Origin of the sequence: Acinetobacter sp. A1 (assembly GCF_012371315.1) — a bacterium.
Taxonomy (GTDB): domain Bacteria; phylum Pseudomonadota; class Gammaproteobacteria; order Pseudomonadales; family Moraxellaceae; genus Acinetobacter.
The window spans coordinates 36141-59904 of sequence record NZ_JAAZQY010000014.1 but is presented as its reverse complement, the minus strand read 5'-3'; the positions used below and the strand labels follow the sequence as shown (position 1 = coordinate 59904).

The window sequence follows — 23764 nt, the reverse complement described above, 5'->3', positions numbered from 1 at the left end:
GTGTATAGGCTGAAGTTTAAAAAATTAAGGCTGAGTAACTTTTTGCTACATTTCAATTATTTGTTTTTACTCAAAGTTTAATTTCATAAAAAAGCCAGTAAATATACTGGCTTTTAAATCGTAAATGCTCAGATTTACCACATTAAATCATCAGGAATCACATAAGCTGCGTATGGATCATCTTCATCGGTGGTTGCTTCATTTTTTTCGGAATTATTGACGATGATGAAACCCTGCATTTTACTGTTAATACGATCTGCCAGCGCTTTAGGTAAGAAAGCATAGTTGTCTTGTTCTTTGGCAACCACCAAACTACCTGCAACAAGGGCATTATAAATTTGTTGGTTGATATATACCTTTTTAATTTTGCTATCTAAAAATTGATAAGCAACTTCGCCATCTGTATCGCGAATTTTATGTTGGCTGATCATTTGCATAATGGCTGCTTTCAGTTCTTTTTCCTGCAAAGCCGCTTTCTTTTCTTGCTCAATAGCTTGATCTTTCGCTAACTTTTCCTGCTGTGCCTGTGCAATTTTAGCTTTTACTTCAGCATCTTTACTTTCGCCTGTGCGTTGTTCGTGTACGGCTTGTTTAGACAGTTTTTTTGCCTTTTTATTATCGACTAAACCTGCTTTCAGCAATTGTGCCTGTAGTGCGTTTTTAACCATGATAATTTCCAAAACTTAATGTTGAATATGTCGATAGCGAAAATAAATGATCCAGTACACCAAACTCAGGCTAAGGCTGAGTCCTGCAGGTACTAGAAAAGAATTGAGTTTAAATGATGGGTAAATGGCTGCAGCAAGCAAACCACCTACAAAGAAACCCAGTAAAATTAGCAAGTGTAAAACAATACGTCGTTTTTCAACGGCTAAACCACGTACACGGTAGCCGAGCGCCAAGCCTAAATCGGTCAGTACTCCAGATAAATGTGTCGTGCGAATGATGGTGCCTTTATAATAGCTAATCATGGCATTTTGTATGCCCATCGCCACCGAAGCCCAAAGCAGTGCATAACGTGGGAAATAGGGTAACAGTGCCCAGCAAATTAAAATAAAAAATGCCACTAAACTCATAGGCAGGCCATAGCGACGGCCTAGGCGGAAATGGCTATTGCCTAAAATTACCCCACTATAAAATGAACCAATCACATAACATAGAATAACCAGAAACAAAAAAATCATTTGATCAGGCTTCCAGTCAATCATCGCCATGGCCAAAATACTGACGTTTCCAGTCATGTGTGAGACGGACTGATGCAACACGGTCACCAGTCCGAGCACGTTAATAATTCCAGCATTCACTGCCAGAAAAAATGCACCGAGTTGCACCCAAAGAGGTAAAGTTTGAAAAGGCATAATTGAAGATTGAATGAGTTTTCTAACTCATTGTATCTTAACTCAAACCACGGTCAACCGCAGTAGTAAATAACACATCGGTAGAGGAGTTTAATGCAGTTTCTGTAGAATCTTGCAATACGCTAATCACCATGCCAATTGCGACAACTTGCATTGCAATATCTGACGAAATTCCAAATAAACCACAGGCCACTGGAATGAGCAGTAATGATCCACCTGCAACGCCCGATGCACCACATGCAGACACTGTAGCAACGACAGATAAGATTAGCATGGTACTAAAATCGACTGAAATACCTAAAGTATTCACTGCAGCTAAGGTCAGAACGGTGATGGTCACGGAAGCACCGGCCATGTTAATGGCTGCACCTAATGGAATTGCCACGCTTGCGGTAGACTCTTGCACGCCTAAACGCTTAGCTAAGTCTAAATTCACAGGAATATTGGCTGCCGAACTGCGTGTGAAAAATGCAGTAATGCCGCTTTCACGTAAACATTGTAATACCAAGGGATATGGATTAGCCCGAGTAACAAAAGCCACCATAATTGGATTAATCACCAATACGACAAAGAACATCGTGCCGAGCAGTACAGCCAGTAATTGGGCATAGCTTGCAAGTGTACTTAATCCGGCATCGGCAAATGTAACAGCAACCAAGCCAAAAATACCGAAAGGGGCAAAGTTAATTACCAAGCGAATCACACGGTTTACTGCATTGGCAGCATCGGTTAAAAATGCTTTGGTGGTTTCTGTGGCGTGTCTAAAAGCAATGCCTAAAGCGACAGCCCAAGCCAAAATACCAATGAAGTTTGCCTCAGCAATTGCCACGACAGGGTTTGCCACAAAGCTAAGTAATAAGTTTTTCAAAATTTCTGCAAGACTACCAGGAGGAGTGAGGTCAGCTTGAGTGGCTACATCTAAAAATAAAGTGCTTGGAAATAAAACACTGGCTATTACTGCGCTGAGGGCGGCTAAAAACATGCCAATCGCATACATCAACATAATCGGTTTAATGTAGGCATTGCTGCTACCAATTTTAAAATTGGCAATAGATGCCATGACCAAAATAAACACTAAAATTGGTGCAACAGATTTAAGGGCTTTAATAAATAAGTCCCCTAACAGGCTTAAATAAGCGGCAGATTCAGGAAATATAATTGCAACGGCCACACCCAGCACAATAGCAATCATAATTCGGGAGACTAAGCTCAAACGCAGAAAAGCTGAAAACATAAGAACGCAAAGTAAAAGAAAAACGGCTATTTTATACTGAAACAATCACTCGCTTAAAAATAATTTTGATATAAAAATTAAGTACCTATTTTTGAAAATGATATTTAAGAAACCATTTTTTTTAATAGATGTTAAAGTTCATATAACAGTTAAATAAGCCCCAAAATTTGGCTTATCAACTTGATGATACGCTTTGTGTCAGCTCAGGTGCTAATTCCTGCATAGCCAAATAATGCGATAAATAAACTTTGCCACTGAGCTGTTGTAATAGTTTGGAATGCTGTAACTTGTCCATTACAGGGCCTTTGATTTCTGAAAAATGCAGACAGATATTTAATTTTTTCAGTTCTGCATTTAAATCTTCAAGCATCTCTAAAGCACTTAAATCAATGCTACTGATACTCGAGCAGTTGACGACCACATGCTTGAGTTGCGGGTTTTGACTGACTTGATTAATAAAAAAGCCTTTTAAGGTATTGGCGTTTAAAAAAGTCAGGTTTTCATCAATGCGCATAGACAATACATGCGCAGCAGTGCGGACTTGATGGCGCTGAATATTGCGAAAATGTTGTGTTCCTTCAAGTAAACCAATTTCTGCAATATGCGGACGGCTAATTCGCCACAACATTAAAATAAAAGTAGAGACTATCCCAATAATTAGGCCTGTAGAAATATCAATGAGTACGACGCCAAAGAAGGTGACCCACATAGCCAAACCATCTGCTTTTGAATAACGCCAGCTTTCACGGAAAGACTTAAACTCAACTAATTTCCAAATGGAAACCATAATGGTCGCTGCAAGGACTGCAAGCGGTAAATCACGAAAGAAACCTGTGAAGTACAAGCTTACAATTACAATCACGATGGAAGTAAATACGCCAGCCATTGGCGTTTTTGCGCCGGCATCTGCATTGACAACGGTACGTGACAAACTACCTGTAACCGGGAACGATGAACTAACACCCGCACCAAAATTAGCTAAACCTAAGGCAATTAACTCCTGATTGCTGTTTAAATGACTACGTTGTTGTAAGGCTGTGGCTTGTGCAATAGACAGCGACTCTACAAAGCTAATCATGGCAATCATGGCTGCGCCTGGCAGTAGCTGCATGATCAGATTTAGATTCCACTCAGGCAGTTGAATGGGTGGAAATCCTGAAGGAATTTCCCCAACTGTTTTAATGCCGACCTGTTGCAGATTAAAGGAAAATACCAAAACAATAGAGCCGATAACCAATACCAAAGGCAAGGCTTTTAAAATAAAGCCGCTACCCCGAATGCGTTCACGAATGGCATTGCTGTTGATGATTTTAGGGGCATAAATAAGAAATAAAATTGCTGCAATGCCTGAAATCACACTATATAAATGTGTCTGTCCGATATATTGCCAAAGGCTATATAAAAACTGGGGTAAATTACTGGCTTGTAGTGGAATATTTAATACGAATTTCAGCTGACCAATTGCAATCATAAGGGCAGAAGCAATAATGAAGCTTTTAATCACGGGGTGGCTGATCAGCTGAATTAAAAAACCAAAGCGTAAAACCCCAAGTAACAGAGAGATTAAACCCACCATAACGGCCAATAAACAAGCAGCTTGAATATATTCGGCTGAACCAACTTCAAATAATGGGTTTAAAGTGGCAAAGGTCATCATTGAAATAATGGCGACTGGGCCAATGGAGAGGGTTGGACTACCACCGACTAAGGCATACATCAGCATAGGGATTACACTGGCATATAGCCCCATGACTGGTGGCAAACCTGCCAGCATGGCATAAGCCATACCTTGTGGCACAAGCATCGCAATAACAATAAATGCAGACAGCAAGTCAGATTTCAATGTGTCTGCATTATATTTACGCAACCAGCGCCAAGCAGGCAGTACACGAGCCAAACGTGAATTGAAATCTGACATATTAAAATCTAAATCATAAATTTAGATATATTATGAACAAAAAATGCAAAGAAGTCTTTGTATTCAAATGAAGGAAAAGGTGCTTTTAGATAAATAAATTTGAGAAATATATTTTCAAGTAGGAATTACAAGTTATTGCGGGCAATACAGGGCATACAGTGTGTTGAGCACTGTGACCATTTTTTCATCTTTAATAGAATAAAAAATTTGTTTGCCTTCTCGGCGTGTATTTACCACATCACTTTTACGTAACATCATCAACTGTTGTGAAAGTGTAGGTTGATGAATTTGAGTAATTTCTTCAATTTGAGACACATTTAACTCTTGTTGAGACAAATGGCACAGAATTAAAAGACGGTCGCTATTTGCTAAGGATTTTAAAATTCCAACAACGGTATCCGCAGATTCACGCATTGAGGTGATTTCAAGACCATCGTTCATTGCATTTTTCTCTTAATTGGCTGTAAACCCAATGCGGACATTAGGCGGGAGTGGAAGAAAATTATATAACATTCATTATAACTTATTTTATGAGAACAAATATCATTTGAGATAAAATATCAGCCACCATAAATAAGGGGCTGACATTTTAATCAGAATAAAAGTAAAAAACTTGAGCAGTTACAATAAACTTACTTTTTCAATTGTTCAAAGCTCTTTAATTCTTTTTCGGTAAATTCGCTAGATGCTTCAAGAAGCTGATGCACAGCAGGGTTATACCATGAGAAATAATCTGCCATTTTGGAACCAAAACTCGGATCGAGCGTGATTTGTGTAGCCGTTTGCTGGAGCAGCGCTTGTTGATCCAAACTGCCAATAAAGCTTCTTAATGTCGCATTGTCAAAATAATAGCCCGATTTAAATTGTTGTGTATGTGCTGCACGCTGTAACACAGTTTTAGCCATTTTCTCTAACACTTTCAGGTTTAAAGGTAAATGTGGACTATAACGCTGTAATAAACTTTGAATGAGCACAAAATTATTCAAACTTGGTTTTGCTAGTTCTGCCAAAGCTAAAAGCGCTTGCTGTTTTTCAGGTGATTCAGATGGCATAATCTGTTCATCTAGCATTTGAATCCAATCTTGCTGATTAAAATAAGCCAGAATTTTTTCAACTTCCTGAGTTAATTCTTGTTGTGTCCACGCCAAGAAAAACTCTTGATTTAAATAAGGATAAAGATGCTGCATTTTTTGCATTAAATCTGCAGCAGTCAAATTATGTTTTTGTTCTGCCATTTGCTCAATAATTAATGCCACACATGCAGGCACAATAAAGCAATGCAAAATATTATTACTAAAATAACTCAGTAAGATTTTTTGGCTTTCTGCAACCCGAATTTGCTCTACGCCATCTTGGTTATAGCGCTCAACTTGTTTAAGCTTTAAAGCATATTCAATAATTTCTTGTGAATTAAGATGAGTAATAATCATGCGTGGGTCATAGCATAATTGTTTGAGTAATTGACGGTATGACTCGATACGATGCAGTAAGGCTTGCTCAGTGAGCGCATGTTGATCTGCATTGAGTAAAATGAGAGAAATTAGTGCAATTGGATTAATCACCACCGCTTTATTAATATTTTCTAAAATGGCATGTGCGGTATGATCTACCGTGTGAATTACGGAAGTTGGCAATTCATCATTAATATTTAATTTGAGGTCTTTTGCCTGATTTTCTGCCAGTACATCATCTAAAAATACAGGTTCACCAAAGTTCACATAAACTTGCCCAAAGACTTTTTCAATTTTACGGGCAGAATTTAAAATACCCCATAAAGATTCAGCTTCTTTGGGTTTACCATTCAGCTCATTTAAATATGATGTGCCTTCAAGCAGCTTTTCATAGCCAAAATAGGTCGGAATAAAGGCAATTGGTTTAGTCGCACCACGTAAATGACTTTGGATAGTCATCGACAACATGCCTTTTTTGGGTGGCAATAACAAACCTGTACGTGAACGTCCACCTTCAATGAAGTATTCGAGTGGGGTATTACGTGACAACAAGCTATGCAAATATTCTTTAAATACAGAAGTGTATAGTTCATTGCCGCTAAAGGTACGGCGTATAAAATATGCGCCTGCACCGCGCATCAATTGACCAACAATAGGTAAGTTTAAATTGATACCCGCTGCAATGTGCGGCACCATTAAGCCACGATTAAAAATGACATAAGACAACAACAAATAGTCTATGTGACTACGATGGCAAGGGGTATAGACAATTTCATAATCTTTGGCCAGTTCTCGTACCGTGTCAAAATTATGCACTTCAATACCGTCATAAAGTTGCGTCCATAACTTAGTTAGCGCCAGTTCTGCAAAGCGTAAGGTCGAATAAGAAAAGTCAGATACAATTTCAGTTAAATAGCTTTTGGCTCGGTTTTCAGCCTCAAACATACTTACTTTTTGTTCGATACTTTCTTTACGAATGGCTTGTTGTACCGCTGCACTTTTCATTAAAGCATTAATTAAATTACGGCGGTCAGACAAGTCGGGGCCCAAAATAGCGGCTTTGTGCTGATTAAAATTATGCTCAAGCCGCTGTTCAATAAAGTGTGCTGGTGATAAATGTGGTTGTTCTTGCGTCGCTTGTGCAATTAATTGGCGTAAGGAAATTGCTTTATGAAATTCAATGTAGTTATCACGTGAATACAGTGAAATATTAATGGTTTGTTTAAGTGTGTTGGGCGTAGACCACGCATCGGCAAATAGGGCTTTCAGCCAAGAATCTTCATATTCGGGTGAACGTCCCCAAAGCACGGTGACAGGTACGAACATCACATCTTGTTCAGGATGTTGCTGTAGGGTTTCAATCAATCGAATTAATTTTGCAGAATAACGATAAGCATATTGCTGAGGCTTTTTCTCATTCAGTACCAAAATTGAGTTTTCTTCTTTATGCTCGGCTATTTGTAGAGGCGCATAGACAGAAGGTAAACCACGGGATTGTGCTTGTTGATCTATTAATACGGTATTGCTTAACGAAGCATCTTGTAGGACGTAACAAAACTGGGTTTGATCGGAACGCTGTGCATAGTGATGTTCTAATTCAGCGGTGGAGCCTAATACTTGTGGCGTCACAATCTTATCTAGGATTTTTTGTGTGAAATTACGATAGAAACGACTGTAACTTTTATTAGACATTGCATTCCCTACATTGGCATATATGCGGCTATTGTCAAAAAATAAATAGTGAATTTCAAACAATACTGCCGATAAAATCGGCATTTAGTCAAAGAATCATTCAGACTTGGAATTTTAACTGAAAATTTAACGACTAGACGAACTAACAAGAAACTCTGAGCACATTCTAATTCGCATTATTTTGAAAGCTAATCATTTTTTTGTATAAAACATTTTTGGCTAAACTTCACCAAAAATTTAGATAAAAATGTATGATAAATTGAATCTTATCTTGTATATAACGAATTTAGGGAACAACATGACCACAGATGCAGCTTTTCCAATACCAGAAAATTTAGGCATTGCAGTATATAGCAACAACGCAGAAGCCATTGGTAATACACCATTGGTACGTATTAACCGTTTAATTTCAGGCGGTGCAACAGTTTTGGCGAAAGTTGAAAGCCGTAACCCAGCATTTTCAGTGAAATGCCGTATTGGTGCTGCTTTAATTGCCGATGCAGAAAAACGTGGTGTGTTAAAAGCGGGGATGCATATTGTAGAGCCAACCAGCGGTAATACAGGTATTGCATTGGCTTTTGTGGCAGCAGCTAAAGGTTATGACATTACCCTGACTATGCCTGCAAGTATGAGTATCGAGCGCCGTAAAGTATTGAAAGCTTTGGGGGCAAATTTGGTACTGACAGAACCTGCTAAAGGCATGAAAGGTGCAGTAGAAGAAGCAGAGCGTTTGGCGACTGAACAGCCTGAAACGTATTATTTGCCACAGCAGTTCAATAACCCTGCCAATCCACAAATCCATGAAGAAACCACAGGCCCAGAAATTTGGGCAGCAACAGGCGGTAAGGTCGATATTCTGGTGGCAGGTGTGGGTACAGGTGGAACTATTTCAGGTATTTCTCGCTATTTTGAGAAAGTGAAAGGTCAGGCATTGCATACGGTTGCGGTTGAACCAGCCGAATCTCCAATTATTGGGCAAACGAAACGTGGTGAGGCAATTACACCTGCACCACATAAAATTCAGGGCATTGGTGCAAACTTTATTCCAAAGAACCTAGATTTAGACTTGGTTGATGAAGTCATTGCCATTGAAAGTGCTGAAGCCATTGACTGGGCACGTAAAACAGCAACGCATGAAGGCATTTTAGTGGGTATTTCAAGTGGTGCCGCTATGGCAGCAGCAGCAAAACTGGCAGCACGCCCTGAAAATGCAGGGAAAAATATTGTGGTGATTTTACCTGATAGCGGTGAGCGTTATTTATCTTCAGTTTTATTTGAAGATATTAGTGCAGAATGATGTGTCTTCAGACAGTCAGAATCCTATAAAAAAATCCCAAAGTTTTGACTTTGGGATTTTTTTTGTTCCTAGAGTATGGCTAAGCAATAGAAGATACTTTATCTGGCGTCATTAGCGCTTGATTGATATACAACTTAATTAAACGCTCACGTGAACCGATCGCTTTTTGATAATGCGTAGAATTGAGTAATAACGAAGCACCATAAGTCACTGTCCAAATATAAGACAGATAATCACGAATAGACATGGCACTGTTAAATGATTCCAGATAAGCTTGTGTAATATCTTTAATTTCTAGAATCCGTTGCTCACGTACATCATACAGTTGTTCAAACAACTCATTCAGTTTACGCTCGTTATTGGTCAGTCGCTCTTCAATGGAATGCAGTAAAATCGTGCGATTGGAATTGAGCATGTTATACAGCATGTATTGCGATACATAAGTTTTAAAATGGTCACGATATTTTTTGGAAATTTCCAGCAAGCGCTGTTCATTTAAAATAATCAGTTCCAAATACAGCTGGTTTTTGCTCTTAAAATATTTATAAATTGTGCCTTTGGCGATGTCTAATTCTGCAGCCAGTTCACTTAGCGTAATCTCATTATGATTTTCAAGTAATAAAATTTCAGCCATTGCCAAAATTTTCTCTTTGCGACGTCGGAAATTTTCTTGGCGTAGGGTCGTCATTGAATAGTCCAAATACAACAAATCTAACAAAGTTGCAGTCTAAAACAGTTTTGTATGCTTGCAAATAGCACCAAGGTCTTGAAACCCGATACAAATGATTGGTTAAAAATACCTATGTATTTACGGATGACGGATTACGTGAAAAATAGCACAATCCATAACTGAAATTTGTTGTCAATAAAACTGAACCAAAGAGGTCATTTTGGTGAAATAAAATTGGATTCTATAACGTTTTATTCTATTTTTCTGGGAGTAGCAGTAAAAGCTAAACGCTAATCAAGCTCATAATTCAGCCATTTGCCTGAATATCAGTTGATCTTTTGATTTACATTTAACGTGATTTACTTTGAAACCCACAGGGATGTTATTAAAAGCGAATTAAAGTGTGGCTTTTACGCGAAGAACTTAAAAAGACGGTAATAAGGGAATAAAAAATGATTGTCATTGTAGATGCTGTACGTACCGCAATGGGCGGATTTCAAGGTTCATTGGCCAGTTGTACTGCACCCGATTTAGGCGCTGTCGCGATTCAGCAAGCGGTTGCCCGTTCAGGCTTATGTGCAACAGATATTGATGAAGTAATTTTTGGTTGTGTACTGCCAGCAGGTTTAAAACAAGGGCCTGCGCGTCAGGCGATGCGTCAGGCAGGTTTACCCGACAGCACAGGTGCAACCACCATCAATAAAATTTGTGGTTCTGGGATGAAAGCGGTGATGCAGGCTGCAGATGCAATTCAGGCGGGTTCAGCGCAAATTGTGGTTGCAGGTGGTATGGAGTCTATGTCAAATGCGCCGTATTTGTTAGATAAAGCACGTGCGGGCTTTCGCATGGGGCATGGCAAAGTCACAGACCACATGTTTCAGGAAGGTTTAGAAGATGCTGAAACAGGCTTGTCGATGGGTGTATTGGCGCAAGAAATGGCAGACAAGAAAAATTACACCCGTGAACAACAAGATGAATATGCCATTCGCTCTTTAAATCGTGCGGTAGATGCGATTCAAAACGGTTATTTTAAAAATGAAATTGTACCTGTGACCGTAACAAGCCGTAAGGGTGAGGTAGTAATTGATCAGGATGAGCAGCCTTTAAATGCTAAGGTCGATAAAATTGCCAGTTTACGTCCTGCATTTAAAAAAGATGGCACGATTACAGCCGCCAATGCCAGTTCAATTTCAGACGGTGCATCCGCGTTAGTCATTACCTCAGATACAGTTGCAGCAGAACGTGGATTGCAGCCATTGGCGAAGGTTGTGGCATACGCGACTAATTCACAGCATCCCTCTGAGTTTACCATTGCTCCTGTAGGCGCGATTCAAAAAGTGCTAGATAAAGCAGGTTGGTCTGTTGCAGATGTAGACTTATGGGAAATTAACGAAGCCTTTGCCATGGTGACGATGTTGGCAATAGATGCCTTCGATTTAGACCCTGCTAAAGTGAATATTCAGGGCGGAGCGTGTGCTTTAGGGCATCCTTTGGGTTCTTCAGGCTCACGTATTATTGTGACGCTCATTCATGCACTTAAACGAATTGGTGCGAAAAAAGGCATTGCGTCATTGTGTATTGGTGGCGGTGAAGCAACAGCAATTGCTGTGGAGCTAGTTTAAGCCCAGTCTGTCTAATTTGCGTATTCCTCTATAAAAAAATAGAGCTCTCGAAAGAGCTCTATTTTGAATAATCTATATTTTTTAAAGTGGCAATTATTGGATAAATTGCTTCACCGCTTGGTTAAATTCATTTGGCAATTCCACATTAGAAATGTGCGATGCATTGATTTCAAACAATTGGCTGTTGGTAATACGTTCAACCATAAACTGACCATCTGCAACTGTAGTGACAGGGTCTTGCTGACCAGCAACCACTAAAACAGGCACAGTAATGTCTTTGAGTTGTTCGCGTACATCCGCTTTAGCCAAAGCTTCGCAACAGCTCGCATAACCTTCGGCGCTGCCAGCTGCCAAGTCGTTTTGAAGATTGTTGACCACTGTCGCGTTGCTTTGGATAAAGGGTTCAGTAAACCAGCGTGATGCTGCAGTAGATGCAATCGGTTGCAGACCTTGTTCACGTACCAATGCAGCACGGTCATTCCAAGCCTGTTCCTGACCAATTTTTGCTGCAGTATTACACACCACCACCTGATTAAAGCGCTCTGGACGATGAATCGCTAACCATTGACCTGTCAAACCACCCATGGAAATACCACAGAAAGCCGCTTTTTCAATATTCAAGTGGTCAAGTAGATTTACAACGTCTTGACCCAATTGATCAATGCTATATGGCCCTTGTGGCGCAGATGAAGCACCATGACCACGGGTGTCATAACAAATCACAAAGAAATCTTGCTGGAAAAAATCAATCTGTGCTTGCCACATTTTGAAGTTGGTTCCGAGCGAGTTTGAAAAAATCAGTGCAGGTTTTGCAGCATCACCAAAAGTTTGGTAATTGATTTGTGCATCATTTGATGTAAATGTTGGCATTTTTTATATCCTAGGCTTTTTTAATCCTCTCTCGATCCCTCCTTGAATCAAGGAGGGAGGAAAGAGCATTCAGCGATTAAACACGTTCAATGATCAAAGCAATACCTTGACCGACACCAATACACATTGAACATAGACCGTATTTACCGCCTGTTTGTTCAAGTTGGTTCAGTGCAGTCGTCACCAGACGCGCACCTGATGCACCTAATGGGTGACCTAGAGCAATTGCGCCACCGTTTGGATTGACTTTTTCTGAACCATCTTCAATACCTAAATCACGGGTACAAGCCAACGCCTGAGCAGCAAAGGCTTCGTTCAGTTCAATCACGTCCATCTGTTCAATGGTCAAACCTGTTTGTGCCAATAATTTTTTAATGGCAGGCGCAGGACCAAAGCCCATAATGCGTGGTTCAACACCCACAACAGTCGAACCAATAATTTTGGCACGTGGTTTTAAACCGTGTTGTGCTACCGCTTCTTCAGATGCAATCAGTAGGGCAGCGGCACCATCGTTAATGCCTGAAGCATTACCCGCAGTAACAGTACCTTCAGCTTTTACTACAGGCTTCAATTTTGCCAAAGCTTCTGCTGTGGTTGATGCACGTGGGTGCTCGTCTGCAGACACAACTACAGGTTCACCTTTACGTTGTGGAATTTCCACTGCAATAATTTCTTTATCAAAGAAACCACGTGCTTGTGCAGCTGCTGTACGTTGTTGACTGGTTAAAGCAAACAAGTCTTGATCGGCACGGTTAATATTGAACTGTTCCGCTACATTTTCAGCGGTTTGCGGCATAGTTTCTACGCCGTACATTTCTTTAAGTTTTGGGTTAATGAAACGCCAGCCCATAGTGGTGTCTTCAATTTTTTGACTACGACCATAAGCAGATTCTGATTTGCCCATTACAAATGGTGCACGGCTCATTGATTCAACACCACCTGCAATAATTAAGTTGGCTTCACCTGCTTTAATTGCACGTGCAGCCATCGCAATTGCGTCTAGCGATGAGCCACATAAACGGTTCACTGTGGTTGCAGGCACTTGGTACGGTAAACCTGCCAAAAGTGCAGACATACGACCTACGTTACGGTTATCTTCACCAGCTTGGTTGGCACAGCCGTAAATCACGTCATCAACCAGTTCCCAATTTACAGATGGGTTGCGTTGCATGAGGGCTTTGATTGGGAGAGCGCCTAAGTCATCTGCACGTACAGGTGCTAAACCACCTGCATAACGTCCAAATGGGGTACGGATGGCATCAACGATATATGCGTTTTTCATGGAGTATTCTCTTCTTTATAAAGTTCCCTCTCCTTTGAAGGAGAGGGTTAGGGAGAGGATGTTTGGAAATTCCCTTCATCCTAACCTTCGCCCTGAGCCATATATGGCGCAAGAGAAGGAACGTTCAATCTCTATTCAATGCGTCGTTTAAAATAGCGATGTCTGTCTATTTATACTCATTGAGTCGCATCAATCAGTTTAGCGCCAGTTAAAGATTGCAGCTCTTCAAAGCTTAAGCCTTCAACTTTCTCAATCACTTTCATGCCTTCATCTGTCACGTCAATCACACACAAGTCTGTGTAAATGCGGTCTACACATTTTAAACCTGTAGCAGGATAAGTCAGTTCAGCCACAATTTTAGCTTCGCCTTTTTTGGTCACGTGGTCAGTCGTAATAAAGACTTTTTTCGCACCAACGGCCAAGTCCATTGCACCACCTACGGCAGGAATGGCATCTGGCGCGCCAGTGTGCCAGTTTGCTAAGTCGCCATTTTCAGCGACTTGGAATGCACCTAGTACTGCGATGTCTAAGTGACCACCACGCATCATGGCAAATGAGTCACCATGATGGAAGAATGAACCGCCTGTGAGCATGGTGACGAACTCTTTACCCGCGTTGATCAGTTCAGGGTCTTCTTCGCCTGCAGGTGGTGGTGGACCAAATGCCAATAAACCATTTTCAGAATGTAAGAATACGTCTTTGTCTGAAGGCAGGTAGTTAGAAATTTTAGTTGGTAAGCCAATGCCAAGGTTGACATAAGCACCGTCTGGAATGTCTTGCGCCACACGTTCAGCAATTTGATCACGTGTTAATTTGGTATAGCTCATGATGTTCTCCTTCACGTGACAGTTATGCAGATTGTTCAGGTTGTTTTGCGCCAACGGCAACAACGTGCTGAACAAAAATACCTGGGGTGATAATGTGTTCAGGGTCTAACGCACCCAACTCTACCACTTCAGAAACTTGCGCAATGGTCACATCTGCCGCCATAGCCATGATTGGGCCAAAGTTACGTGCAGATTTGCGGTACACCAAGTTGCCCCAACGGTCGCCTTGCTGTGCTTTAATTAAAGCAAAGTCCGCACGAATTGGGTTTTCAAGAACGTAATCTTTACCTTCATAATTTAGGGTTGGTTTGCCTTCTGCAAGCAACGTACCAAAACCTGTAGGGGTGTAGATTGGCCCTAAGCCCATACCAGCAGCCTGAATACGGCATGCCAAGTTACCTTGTGGCACAAGTTCAAGTTCGATTTTGCCTGCACGATACAACTCATCAAACACCCAAGAGTCAGACTGACGTGGGAATGAACAGATGATTTTACGTACTGCACCCGCTTTCAGTAATTTAGCTAAACCGTAGTCGCCATTACCTGCGTTGTTGTTCACAATAATTAAATCTTTGATGCCAAGTTCAATCAAACCATCAATGAGTTCCGCTGGTTGACCTGCGGTACCAAAACCACCAATCATGATGGTTGAACCATCTTTAATTTGCGAAAGAACTTCTGTTAAAGAAGTTTGACTTTTATCAATCATAATGTGTCCTAGACAATTGCCTGTCCATTAACTTTTGGAACTTTGAGTTGAAGGTAGGGGCGCTGCTGAGTTGTCACGTTTGGTTAAAACCAAATGAGCGATCAAACCAATACAGATCCCCCAAAATACAGAACTTAGCCCTAAAAACTGCATGCCAGAGGCGGTTGCTAAAAAGGTGATGAGGGCTGCATCACGTTGTGATTCCTGACCCATTGCAACGGAAATATTGGTGGCAATAGCACCTAACAGTGCCAGACCCGCCAAAGCTGCAATCAGTTCTTTGGGCAATAAGCTGAATAGCATGACGATGCTGCCTGCAAATAACCCACCTAAAATATAGAAAATACCGTTTGCCACACCTGCGATATAGCGCTTTTCTTTCAGTTCATGTGCATCTTTACCTAAGCATAATGCTGCAGTAATTGAGGCAAGTACAATGGTAATTCCTCCCACACACGCCACCGCAAGCGAAGCAATACTGGTCGCGCTGATGATCGGTTTGGCTGGCATGTCATAACCGCTGATTTTCATAATTGCCATACCTGGTAAAAACTGTCCAGACAGGCTGACTAAAATCAAAGGTAATGCAAGGTTAAGCGTAGAATTCCATGTCCATTCAGGCGCAATAAACTGTGGAATTGCCAAACTAAAATTGGTATTGACTGGGTTGATTTGACCAAACATTAAGCTCAGTACAATTCCTGCTGCCAATACCCAAATCATTGCATAGCGAGGACTGAAACGTTTCGCCAGTAAAAATACTGCCAACATGCCAAATACAATATAGGGCATGCTGTCGCTTGCAGTAAATAAACCTAAACCAAACTGCACCAAAATTCCCGCCATCATGCCTGCGGCAACTTCTTTGGGAATCCATGACAAAAGTTTGTCAAAATAACCTGTAATTCCAATCAAAAAAATCACCACGGCAGAGGTGATGTAAGCAGCAACGGCTTCATTTAAAGAAATATCTGGAAACAGCGTTACCAGTAAGGCTGTACCCGGTGCAGACCAAGCGGTCACCACAGGTACTTTATACTTAATTGATAAAAAGATACCTGCGACTGCAGCACCAATAGAAATTCCCCAAATCCATGAGATCATCATGTCTGGGGAAACTTGGGCTTGCTGTGCTGCCTGAAAAAAGATGATCAATGGCCCCGAATAGGAGATCAGCACTGCTAAGAATCCTGCAACAGTGGCTGAAATTGACCAGTCATTTTTTAAAGTTTGGAACAGGTGACTCATTGAATATTTGCCTCCTTGCATCAAGCAATGATCCTGTTAAAGTTGGTCATGATCTTGGCTTAACCCTGATCACCACCACCTACAGGTACAACCGTACCTGTCATGTACGATGATTCATCAGAAGCAAGGAATAAAATAGCATTCACTTGTTCCTGAATAGTGCCGTAACGACCCAAGAAAGTACGATCAATTGTTTGATCTACCACTTCTTGCATCCACGCTTGTTCTGATTCAGAAAGCGGGTTGGCATTACGTGGTACTTTGCGTGGTGGTGCTTCAGTGCCGCCTGTGGCAATTGCATTGACGCGAATACCGTCTTTGGCGTGTTCAAAGGCAAGAGAAGCTGTTAAGCCATTCACACCACCTTTTGAAGCCGAATACGGCACACGGTTAATACCACGTGTTGCAATAGAAGATACGTTTACAATCGTACCTTTTTGACTCTTAATCATTTCTGGCAACACGGCACGGCAGCACCATAGGGTTGGGAACAATGAACGATTCACTTCCTTGATAATTTCTTCTTCAGAAAATTCTTGGAAAGGTTTCATCCAGATTGCACCACCGACGTTGTTGATGAGTACATCGACACGGCCATAGGTATCGAGTGCTTTTGCAACAACAGATTCTGCGCCTGCAAAAGTTTCAAGATTGGCTTTTACAGTAACAGCATCGCCACCAAGCTCTTCAATTTCAGCCAACACTTCTTCTACATAAGGAGAAAGGTCAGCCATGACTACTTGTGCGCCTTCGCTAGCCACTTGTAAAGCCACACCGCGACCAATGCCTTGAGCGGCACCAGTCACGATTACAACTTTGTTTTCAAATCTTTTTGAGCGATTCATTGTATTCTCCGACTATGTTTCTAGACTGTCTAACAAACTTAGTTGGCAGAGAATTTTTCAAATAGGAAGCTTGCAGGTTTAACACCTTCTGCATCTAACCAGCCACGTACCGCTTCTACCATTGGCACTGGACCACATAGGTAGATGTCTACATTACCACCGTTGAGCCATTCGTTTTCGATATGGCCAGTCACGTAACCTTTACGCTCATGTGCAGATTCTGGATTTGCCACTACAGTGCGATACTCGAACCAAGAGAATTTTTCTTGTAGTTCGTTTAATTTTTCAATTGCGACTAAGTCAAAGTCATTGGTCACACCAAAGACTAAACGTACAGGGTGCTCAGAACCTTTTTCTTCAAGCACTTGCAGCATAGACATAAATGGCGCAATACCTGTACCACCCGCTAACATCACCACAGGGCGTGCTACATTACGTAGGTAGAAGCTACCAAATGGACCAGTAAAGGTCATTTTGTCGCCAGCTTTAGCGTTTTGGCTTAAGAATTCGCTCATTTTTCCGTTTGGTACGTTACGTACCACAAAGCCAGTTAAGCGGTTACCAGGCTTAGAGCTGAAAGAATACGAACGAGTTTCTGTTGTACCAGGAATACCCACATTCACATATTGACCTGCAAGGAAGTGAATGTCTGGTTGACCTTCATCTAACTGAATATCAAAGGTAATAGTCGAGTCAGATAAGTTTTCAACACGTGCCAATGTACCTTCAAATGCATGAATTTCAGTTTTACATACATCAGAAGTGGCTTGAATTTGGAATACTGCGTCTGAAGTTGGTTTACATTGGCATGCAAGAATATAGCCTTGTTCAGCTTCTTCTGGTGTCAATGCATCTTCAATATAAGTTTCTTCAGGCATGTCATACGAACCTGATTCACAAAACGCACGGCACGTTCCACATGCACCGTCACGGCAGTCCAAAGGAATATTGATCTTTTGACGGTAAGCTGCGTCTGACAGTGTTTCACCATCTGTAACAGAAATAAAACGTGTAACGCCATCTTCAAATTGAAGTGCAACATTGTGGTTTGACATGGCTGAATATCCTATAGAAATCTTTAAAACTTGACCTTTCAGCCAAAATTCCATCTGGCTGAAAGGTTTACCTAGCTGTAAATCAATACAGTCTTAGAGGTGATAAATGTCGATTACTTGGTTGATGTAATCGTTTTTCAGCACCACGTACTTGCTTAAAATTTGTGGTTTGTCGCCAGAAAAGTCGATTTCGTAGCGTGACATACCAAAGTAGCTGTAGTTTGTTTTGTAACGGAAACTCAAGGTGTTCCAGTTAAAACGTACAGTCACTTTATCGCCATCACGTTCAACAATTTCAATGTTGTTGATGTTGTGGCTCGTACGTGTGTCTGGCATGGTTGCAGACGAACGTTCAGTTTTGATACGGAACACACGGTCTTCCAAACCTTGACGGTCTGGGTAGTAAATCAAAGAGATTTCAGACTGTGGATCTGTAGTTAATTGGTCATCGTCATCCCAAGCTGGCATCCAGAAAGAAGCAGTAGGAGCGTAGCACTGTAACCACTCATCCCATTGCTCATCATCTAAAAAGCGAGCTTCTTGATAAAGGAACTGTGCAACTTTTTCTAAAGTGATGTCGCTCATGCGTTTTCTCCTTCAGTAGATGCCGCAATTTCTTTTTCAGTTGCGATGCCTTGTTTGATGAGTTCTAACCAGTGTTGGTGCTGAGCAAGGTATAAACCTTCGTCTTCAGTTTTAATACCAGAAAGTTTTGGTTTTAAACCAATTTCGTTGGCTGCATCGTCTGGACCTTGGATCCAGTGCTTAGAGCCACGGCACATATCGTTCCACTCAAGTGCGATACCTGCGTAACCTGCTTGACATGCACGGAATTCTTCAAGATCGTCTGGGGTTGCCATACCTGATGCGTTAAAGAAATCTTCGTATTGACGGATACGGCGTGCGCGTGCTTCTGGCTCTTCACCCACAGGTGCGATACAGTAAATAGTCACTTCAGTCTTATCTACAGACAGCGGACGTAACACACGAATTTGTGAACCGAACTGATCCATGAAGTACACGTTTGGATATAGACACAAGTTACGTGAACGTTCGATCATCCATTTCGCCATCGCTTCACCGTATTGCTCGGTGTATTCATCTTTCTTGGCAAAGTTAGGACGGTCTTCTGGGTTAGCCCATTGTGTCCAAAGTAGCATGTGACCATTTTCAAAGCCGTAAGAACCACCGCCTTGTTTGCCCCATGAACCTGCGCTCATAGCACGAATGTTGTCACCAGCTTCTTTTTCTTTACGTTGCTGAGTTGTTGCAGCGTAGTTCCAGTGTACTGCTGACACGTGGTAACCATCGGCACCGTTTTCAGCAGTTAACTTCCAGTTACCTTCATAGGTGTAAGTTGAAGAACCACGTAAAACTTCAAGACCTTGTTGTGATTGACCTACAATCATGTCAATGATTTTAGTTGCTTCACCTAGGTATTCTTCTAAAGAAGGAACATCTGGGTTTAAGCTACCAAACAAGAAACCTTTATAGCTTTCAAAACGGGCAACTTTTTTCAAGTCGTGTGAACCGTCTTTGTTGAAGCAATCTGAATAACCCGCATCGGCAGGGTCTTTCACTTTTAACAACTTACCAGAGTTGTTGAAAGTCCAACCGTGGAATGGGCAAGTATAAGTTGCTTTGTTACCACGCTTGTAACGACATAACTGTGCACCACGGTGTGAACACGCATTGATCATGGCATTTAATTCGCCATTGCGGTTACGTGCAATGATGATTGGCTGACGGCCAATGTAAGTGGTGTAGTAGTCATTGTTGTTTGGAATTTGGCTTTCGTGTGCCAAATAAACCCAGTTGCCTTCAAAAATGTATTTCATTTCTAGGTCAAACAGGGCTTGGTCTGTGAATACTGAACGGTGTAGTTTAAATTCACCAGATTCAAAATCATCAACCAATAGCTCATCAATGCGGTCTAAGTGGCTGGTGTTAATTACAGGAATACGAGGCATGTCCTTTCTCCGACTTTCCAAGGAGGGGAAGTCATCGGGATGAATCTAATGATTGCATCCCGATTCCATTCAAATTATGCGCTTGCGCGGCGACGTTCAACTTCAGTAGAAGGAGCGCCTTCTTTATCTTTCTGAAGAACAACGTTGAATTGGATGTATTTGAAAGGACCTTTCAAACCACGACGTGCGATTTCAGCTTCGTCAGTTACGTCTACAGCTTCAGCAACTAGACCTTCACGAGTACCGAATGCGAAGTCGTCCCAAAGGTATTTATCACCTTCGATGTTGAACTGAGTCGTAAGCTTACGGTAGCCAGGTGCAGAGATGAAGTAGTGCACGTGTGCTGGACGTTGACCGTGACGAGAGATTTGGTTCAATACACCTTGAAGTGGACCTTCAGGGTTTAAGCCATAACCTACAGGCATAGTTGTTTGAGCAACATATTGACCTTTTTCATCAGCTAAGATTGAGCGACGTAGGTTGAAGTGGCTTTGTGACTTATCAAAGAATGAATAGTTACCGTGGCTGTTTGCATGCCATACTTCAACTTTAGCACCAGGAATGATGTTGCCGTCAGTGTCAGTTACTGTACCGTCAATGATTAAAGTAGGGATTTTGCCTTCTTCAGAACCATCGTCCATACGAGCAAAACCAGTAGATTCAGGCGCACCAGCAACATACAGTGGACCTTCAATTGTACGTGGCGTACCACCAGTCAAGCCTGCTTTCGCGTCAGCTTCGTCAGCACGTAAGTCTAGGAAGTGTTCAAGACCTACAGCAGAACCCATCAATGCAAACTCATCAGCTTTTGCAATATCAATGATAGTTTCAATACCTTTCCAAACTTCTGATTGGCTTAAATCTAAGTCTTCAATCGCTTGGAATAAATCTGTAACTAAACGAACAAGTACCTGTTGTACACGTGCATTTACTGGACCTTCTGAAGTGTCCACGTTACAAGCTTTAACTACATTTTCAATGGTTTGACGATCCATTTTGTTACTCCTTAGAGGTGTGCGCTGTGGTGGCGAATATCTCTGGACTTAAATAAAGAGATATTTAGCTGCCACATTCCTTGTTTACTTGGTGTTAAATATGTGTATTTCTTTGGTGCTGGAATAAATGACTTATTCCAGTACTTGTGTTGTATCAGGTGTCATCTTCACGAATTGAAGATGGGTGGCGGTTCAATGCCATCACTTCAATATTCATGTAAGGGTAGAGTGGAAGACCTTGTAAAATGTTGTGCAGTTCTTCGTTGCTCTCTACATCAAAAATACTGATGTTTGAATATTGGCCAGTAATACGCCAAATATGACGCCACTTGCCTTGATGCTGTAATTCCTGTGAATAGGCTTTTTCAACGGCTTTGATTTCGTTGGCTGTTTCAGCTGGCATATCCAATGGAATGTTTACATCCATACGTACGTGGAAAAGCATGGGTTTCTCCTAATTACTGACGACGCAAGTTGTCAATTTTGTCTTCATCCAGTTCAATGCCTAGACCTGCACCTGTTGGAAGGTGTAATTCAAAGTCTTGGTACTGAAGCGGAGTTTTTAAAATTTCTTCTGTTAGCAGCAATGGGCCAAATAATTCAGTGCCATAAGCTAAATTTTGGAAGGTAGAGAACACGTGTGCAGATGCAATTGTGCCTACAGGGCCTTCAAGCATGGTGCCGCCATATAGGTCGATACCTGCCAACTGTGCAATCGTTGCCACTTCACAGCCTTCAATCAGACCAGCAGACTGTGCAACTTTTACTGCAAAAACAGATGCCGCATTGCGTTTCGCTAATTGATAAGCACTTTGTGGGCCCATCAATGATTCGTCTGCCATGATGGCAATATCAAATTTGCGAGTTAAACGCTCCATGGCATCAATGTTGTCAATTGCACATGGCTGTTCAATCAGGTCTACACCACCATCTTGTAGAAGTTGGATACCTTTAATGGCTTCAAGTTCTGACCAAGCACGGTTAACGTCTACACGAATAGAAACGTCTTTACCTAAAGCTTGTTTAATGGCTAATACGTGTTCAACGTCTTGCTCTACAGGGCGTGAACCGATTTTGAGTTTGAAAGTGTTGTGGCGTTTTGCCGAAATCATTTTTTGCGCTTCAGCAATGTCTTTTTCTGTATCGCCAGATGCAAGCACCCATAACACAGGAACAGAGTTGCGTAGACGACCACCTAAAATTTCACTTAAAGGTTGGTTTAAGCGTTGTGCTTGAATATCTAATAAAGCAGTTTGAATGGCACATTTCGCAAAACGGTTACCATTGATATTCTTTTTAATGATCTGTAAAGTTTGCGCAACGTTCAAGCCAGCTAAAGTTTTTAGCAATGGTGCGAAATATGTTTCAATATTGGTTTTCACACTTTCTGGGCTTTCTTCACCATAGCCCAAGCCACCGATTGTGGTCGCTTCGCCCCAGCCAACAAAACCATCTTCAGTGGTGATTTTGACTAATACCAGGGTTTGGGTTTGCATGGTTGCAACCGCCATCTTATGTGGACGGATGGTTGGTATTTCCACCAGCAAAGTTTCTACTGACTTATACATGGTTTGCCCTTCATATCATTGCTTTATTACAGTTATGTGATATACCTTAAAAGAATAAATTGCATTGGTCGAAGATCAAATTTGCATTTTTTTATACTTAAAAGGTATTTTGAGCTATGGAACTCAGACATTTACGTTATTTTGTTGCAGTTGTAGAAGAGCAAAGTTTCACCAAGGCAGCAGAAAAACTCTTTATTGCTCAACCACCTTTGAGCAGACAGATCCAAAATTTAGAACAAGAGCTTGGAATTCAACTATTTGAGCGCGGTAGCAGACCGCTTAAGACCACGGAAGCAGGCCAATTTTTTTACCAGCATGCTGTTAAACTTTTGTCTAATGCTGAAGAAATTAAGTCGATGACTAAACGGGTAGGTATTGCTGATCGTACCGTGACTATTGGCTTTGTTGGTTCTTTATTGTTCGGTTTATTGTCAAGAATTGTATATTTGTTTAAACAGCAGCATCCGCATTTAAAAATAGAAATGGTGGAAATGACCACCAATGACCAAATTCAGGCACTGAAAGAAGGGCGTATAGATGTTGGGTTTGGACGTTTAAGAATTTCTGATCCTGCAGTTAAACGTATCTTGTTACGTGAAGAACGCTTGATGGTTGCAGTGCATTCTAGCCACCCATTTTCGGCACAAAAAGAAGGTGTATATTTGGCGGATGTTGTTGATCAACAACTATTTTTATATCCAAACCACAATAAACCAAACTTCTCTACCCAAATTCGTGGCGTGTTTTCTGAGTATGGTTTAGAGCCTCGAAAAATTCGTGAAGTGCGTGAATTACAATTAGCATTGGGTTTTGTCGCTGCAGGTGAGGGCGTGTGTATCGTGCCAGAAAGCGCACAAAATATTCATTTGGCACATTTGCACTTTATACCTTTATTAGATGACTCGGCTGTAAGTCCTGTATTTATGGCAATTCGTAATATGGATGAAAGTGAAGATATTCGTTCTTTATTTGACTGCATCTATCAAGTCTATGACTTGGAAGCTGTGACCTATGACCGTAGTGTATTCTAATAAATTTAATTTAAATCAATGGATTGAGAATTAAATCACACATTAATTTATTGTGCTTTTTATTTGTATTTGCCGTCATCTGAATTAGAGAGAAAAACTTTTTCACTATTTCTGATGACGGC

Annotated in this window: 22 protein-coding genes; 3 read left to right on the top strand and 19 right to left on the bottom strand. The window is 41.2% G+C overall.

The genetic code is table 11. The annotated features are described in order from the left end of the window. Positions 1 to 134 precede the first annotated feature (134 nt). The 6 genes from HHA41_RS07080 to plsB all read right to left on the bottom strand — a co-directional run bounded on the left by HHA41_RS07080 (position 135) and on the right by plsB (position 7653). Positions 135 to 668, bottom strand: coding sequence for a DUF2058 domain-containing protein (locus HHA41_RS07080; protein WP_168461144.1), 534 nt, complete (start codon positions 666 to 668; stop codon positions 135 to 137). A 15-nt stretch (positions 669 to 683) separates the two neighbouring features. Continuing rightward, entirely contained in the window at positions 684 to 1358 is a 675-nt protein-coding gene (locus tag HHA41_RS07075; protein ID WP_168461142.1) for a YoaK family protein, read from the bottom strand. A gap of 37 nt (positions 1359 to 1395) precedes the next feature. After that, complete coding sequence (sstT, locus tag HHA41_RS07070) at positions 1396 to 2592, bottom strand: serine/threonine transporter SstT (protein WP_168461141.1); 1197 nt, start codon at positions 2590 to 2592, stop codon at positions 1396 to 1398. Positions 2593 to 2767: 175 nt separating this feature from the next. Beyond that, positions 2768 to 4510 carry a sulfate permease gene (sulP, locus tag HHA41_RS07065; RefSeq protein WP_168461139.1) on the bottom strand — a complete coding sequence of 581 codons (1743 nt, stop codon included), beginning with the start codon at positions 4508 to 4510 and terminating at the stop codon, positions 2768 to 2770. A gap of 132 nt (positions 4511 to 4642) precedes the next feature. Further along, positions 4643 to 4951, bottom strand: a complete 309-nt coding sequence (locus HHA41_RS07060; protein ID WP_168461138.1) for a metalloregulator ArsR/SmtB family transcription factor — start codon at positions 4949 to 4951, stop codon at positions 4643 to 4645. Positions 4952 to 5142: 191 nt separating this feature from the next. Continuing rightward, positions 5143 to 7653 (bottom strand): glycerol-3-phosphate 1-O-acyltransferase PlsB, encoded by a 2511-nt coding sequence (gene plsB / locus HHA41_RS07055; protein WP_168461137.1) that lies wholly within the window; start codon positions 7651 to 7653, stop codon positions 5143 to 5145. 298 nt (positions 7654 to 7951) lie between these two features. Between plsB and cysK the strand changes: the two genes are divergently transcribed. Then, complete coding sequence (cysK, locus tag HHA41_RS07050) at positions 7952 to 8950, top strand: cysteine synthase A (RefSeq protein WP_168461135.1); 999 nt, start codon at positions 7952 to 7954, stop codon at positions 8948 to 8950. Positions 8951 to 9029: 79 nt separating this feature from the next. Here the strand turns inward: cysK and HHA41_RS07045 are convergent, their stop codons facing one another. Next, positions 9030 to 9638, bottom strand: coding sequence for a TetR/AcrR family transcriptional regulator (locus HHA41_RS07045; RefSeq protein WP_168418267.1), 609 nt, complete (start codon positions 9636 to 9638; stop codon positions 9030 to 9032). A 434-nt stretch (positions 9639 to 10072) separates the two neighbouring features. On the opposite strand from HHA41_RS07045, the gene HHA41_RS07040 reads away from it, so the two are divergent. Beyond that, a complete protein-coding gene (locus HHA41_RS07040; protein ID WP_168461134.1) occupies positions 10073 to 11242 on the top strand; it encodes a thiolase family protein in 1170 nt (389 codons plus the stop codon). 93 nt (positions 11243 to 11335) lie between these two features. Here the strand turns inward: HHA41_RS07040 and pcaD are convergent, their stop codons facing one another. The 12 genes from pcaD to HHA41_RS06980 all read right to left on the bottom strand — a co-directional run bounded on the left by pcaD (position 11336) and on the right by HHA41_RS06980 (position 22611). Next, on the bottom strand, positions 11336 to 12112 hold the full coding sequence (pcaD, locus tag HHA41_RS07035; protein ID WP_168418269.1) for a 3-oxoadipate enol-lactonase: 777 nt from the start codon (positions 12110 to 12112) through the stop codon (positions 11336 to 11338). Between the two features lie 76 nt (positions 12113 to 12188). Beyond that, positions 12189 to 13394, bottom strand: coding sequence for a 3-oxoadipyl-CoA thiolase (gene pcaF / locus HHA41_RS07030; RefSeq protein ID WP_168461133.1), 1206 nt, complete (start codon positions 13392 to 13394; stop codon positions 12189 to 12191). Positions 13395 to 13570: 176 nt separating this feature from the next. Further along, positions 13571 to 14221, bottom strand: a complete 651-nt coding sequence (locus HHA41_RS07025; RefSeq protein ID WP_168418271.1) for a 3-oxoacid CoA-transferase subunit B — start codon at positions 14219 to 14221, stop codon at positions 13571 to 13573. Positions 14222 to 14243: 22 nt separating this feature from the next. After that, on the bottom strand, positions 14244 to 14930 hold the full coding sequence (locus HHA41_RS07020) for a 3-oxoacid CoA-transferase subunit A (RefSeq protein WP_104851986.1): 687 nt from the start codon (positions 14928 to 14930) through the stop codon (positions 14244 to 14246). Positions 14931 to 14957: 27 nt separating this feature from the next. Continuing rightward, positions 14958 to 16178, bottom strand: coding sequence for a benzoate/H(+) symporter BenE (gene benE, locus HHA41_RS07015; RefSeq protein ID WP_168418272.1), 1221 nt, complete (start codon positions 16176 to 16178; stop codon positions 14958 to 14960). 59 nt (positions 16179 to 16237) lie between these two features. Continuing rightward, positions 16238 to 17023: a benzoate diol dehydrogenase BenD gene (gene benD, locus HHA41_RS07010; RefSeq protein ID WP_168418273.1), complete on the bottom strand. Its 786-nt coding sequence runs from the start codon at positions 17021 to 17023 to the stop codon at positions 16238 to 16240. A 38-nt stretch (positions 17024 to 17061) separates the two neighbouring features. Further along, positions 17062 to 18078, bottom strand: a complete 1017-nt coding sequence (gene benC / locus HHA41_RS07005; RefSeq protein ID WP_168461132.1) for a benzoate 1,2-dioxygenase electron transfer component BenC — start codon at positions 18076 to 18078, stop codon at positions 17062 to 17064. A 93-nt stretch (positions 18079 to 18171) separates the two neighbouring features. Then, on the bottom strand, positions 18172 to 18663 hold the full coding sequence (gene benB / locus HHA41_RS07000; protein ID WP_131261937.1) for a benzoate 1,2-dioxygenase small subunit: 492 nt from the start codon (positions 18661 to 18663) through the stop codon (positions 18172 to 18174). Next, complete coding sequence (benA, locus tag HHA41_RS06995; protein ID WP_131261936.1) at positions 18660 to 20048, bottom strand: benzoate 1,2-dioxygenase large subunit; 1389 nt, start codon at positions 20046 to 20048, stop codon at positions 18660 to 18662. The genes benB and benA overlap by 4 nt, the downstream gene beginning before the upstream one ends. Positions 20049 to 20122: 74 nt before the next feature. Further along, a complete protein-coding gene (catA, locus tag HHA41_RS06990) occupies positions 20123 to 21043 on the bottom strand; it encodes a catechol 1,2-dioxygenase (RefSeq protein ID WP_131261935.1) in 921 nt (306 codons plus the stop codon). 154 nt (positions 21044 to 21197) lie between these two features. Further along, complete coding sequence (gene catC / locus HHA41_RS06985; RefSeq protein WP_168418274.1) at positions 21198 to 21488, bottom strand: muconolactone Delta-isomerase; 291 nt, start codon at positions 21486 to 21488, stop codon at positions 21198 to 21200. 13 nt (positions 21489 to 21501) lie between these two features. After that, entirely contained in the window at positions 21502 to 22611 is a 1110-nt protein-coding gene (locus tag HHA41_RS06980) for a muconate/chloromuconate family cycloisomerase (RefSeq protein ID WP_168461131.1), read from the bottom strand. A 116-nt stretch (positions 22612 to 22727) separates the two neighbouring features. On the opposite strand from HHA41_RS06980, the gene HHA41_RS06975 reads away from it, so the two are divergent. Beyond that, positions 22728 to 23642: a LysR family transcriptional regulator gene (locus HHA41_RS06975; RefSeq protein ID WP_168461130.1), complete on the top strand. Its 915-nt coding sequence runs from the start codon at positions 22728 to 22730 to the stop codon at positions 23640 to 23642. The last annotated feature ends 122 nt before the right edge of the window (positions 23643 to 23764 follow it).

Bases quoted from the DNA above. Each gene is read 5' to 3' on its own strand.
- HHA41_RS07080 (WP_168461144.1), bottom strand. From the start codon at position 668: ATGGTTAAAAACGCACTACAGGCACAATTGCTGAAAGCAGGTTTAGTC.
- HHA41_RS07075 (WP_168461142.1), bottom strand. From the start codon at position 1,358: ATGCCTTTTCAAACTTTACCTCTTTGGGTGCAACTCGGTGCATTTTTT.
- sstT (WP_168461141.1), bottom strand. From the start codon at position 2,592: ATGTTTTCAGCTTTTCTGCGTTTGAGCTTAGTCTCCCGAATTATGATT.
- sulP (WP_168461139.1), bottom strand. From the start codon at position 4,510: ATGTCAGATTTCAATTCACGTTTGGCTCGTGTACTGCCTGCTTGGCGC.
- HHA41_RS07060 (WP_168461138.1), bottom strand. From the start codon at position 4,951: ATGAACGATGGTCTTGAAATCACCTCAATGCGTGAATCTGCGGATACC.
- plsB (WP_168461137.1), bottom strand. From the start codon at position 7,653: ATGTCTAATAAAAGTTACAGTCGTTTCTATCGTAATTTCACACAAAAA.
- cysK (WP_168461135.1), top strand. From the start codon at position 7,952: ATGACCACAGATGCAGCTTTTCCAATACCAGAAAATTTAGGCATTGCA.
- HHA41_RS07045 (WP_168418267.1), bottom strand. From the start codon at position 9,638: ATGACGACCCTACGCCAAGAAAATTTCCGACGTCGCAAAGAGAAAATT.
- HHA41_RS07040 (WP_168461134.1), top strand. From the start codon at position 10,073: ATGATTGTCATTGTAGATGCTGTACGTACCGCAATGGGCGGATTTCAA.
- pcaD (WP_168418269.1), bottom strand. From the start codon at position 12,112: ATGCCAACATTTACATCAAATGATGCACAAATCAATTACCAAACTTTT.
- pcaF (WP_168461133.1), bottom strand. From the start codon at position 13,394: ATGAAAAACGCATATATCGTTGATGCCATCCGTACCCCATTTGGACGT.
- HHA41_RS07025 (WP_168418271.1), bottom strand. From the start codon at position 14,221: ATGAGCTATACCAAATTAACACGTGATCAAATTGCTGAACGTGTGGCG.
- HHA41_RS07020 (WP_104851986.1), bottom strand. From the start codon at position 14,930: ATGATTGATAAAAGTCAAACTTCTTTAACAGAAGTTCTTTCGCAAATT.
- benE (WP_168418272.1), bottom strand. From the start codon at position 16,178: ATGAGTCACCTGTTCCAAACTTTAAAAAATGACTGGTCAATTTCAGCC.
- benD (WP_168418273.1), bottom strand. From the start codon at position 17,023: ATGAATCGCTCAAAAAGATTTGAAAACAAAGTTGTAATCGTGACTGGT.
- benC (WP_168461132.1), bottom strand. From the start codon at position 18,078: ATGTCAAACCACAATGTTGCACTTCAATTTGAAGATGGCGTTACACGT.
- benB (WP_131261937.1), bottom strand. From the start codon at position 18,663: ATGAGCGACATCACTTTAGAAAAAGTTGCACAGTTCCTTTATCAAGAA.
- benA (WP_131261936.1), bottom strand. From the start codon at position 20,048: ATGCCTCGTATTCCTGTAATTAACACCAGCCACTTAGACCGCATTGAT.
- catA (WP_131261935.1), bottom strand. From the start codon at position 21,043: ATGGATCGTCAAACCATTGAAAATGTAGTTAAAGCTTGTAACGTGGAC.
- catC (WP_168418274.1), bottom strand. From the start codon at position 21,488: ATGCTTTTCCACGTACGTATGGATGTAAACATTCCATTGGATATGCCA.
- HHA41_RS06980 (WP_168461131.1), bottom strand. From the start codon at position 22,611: ATGTATAAGTCAGTAGAAACTTTGCTGGTGGAAATACCAACCATCCGT.
- HHA41_RS06975 (WP_168461130.1), top strand. From the start codon at position 22,728: ATGGAACTCAGACATTTACGTTATTTTGTTGCAGTTGTAGAAGAGCAA.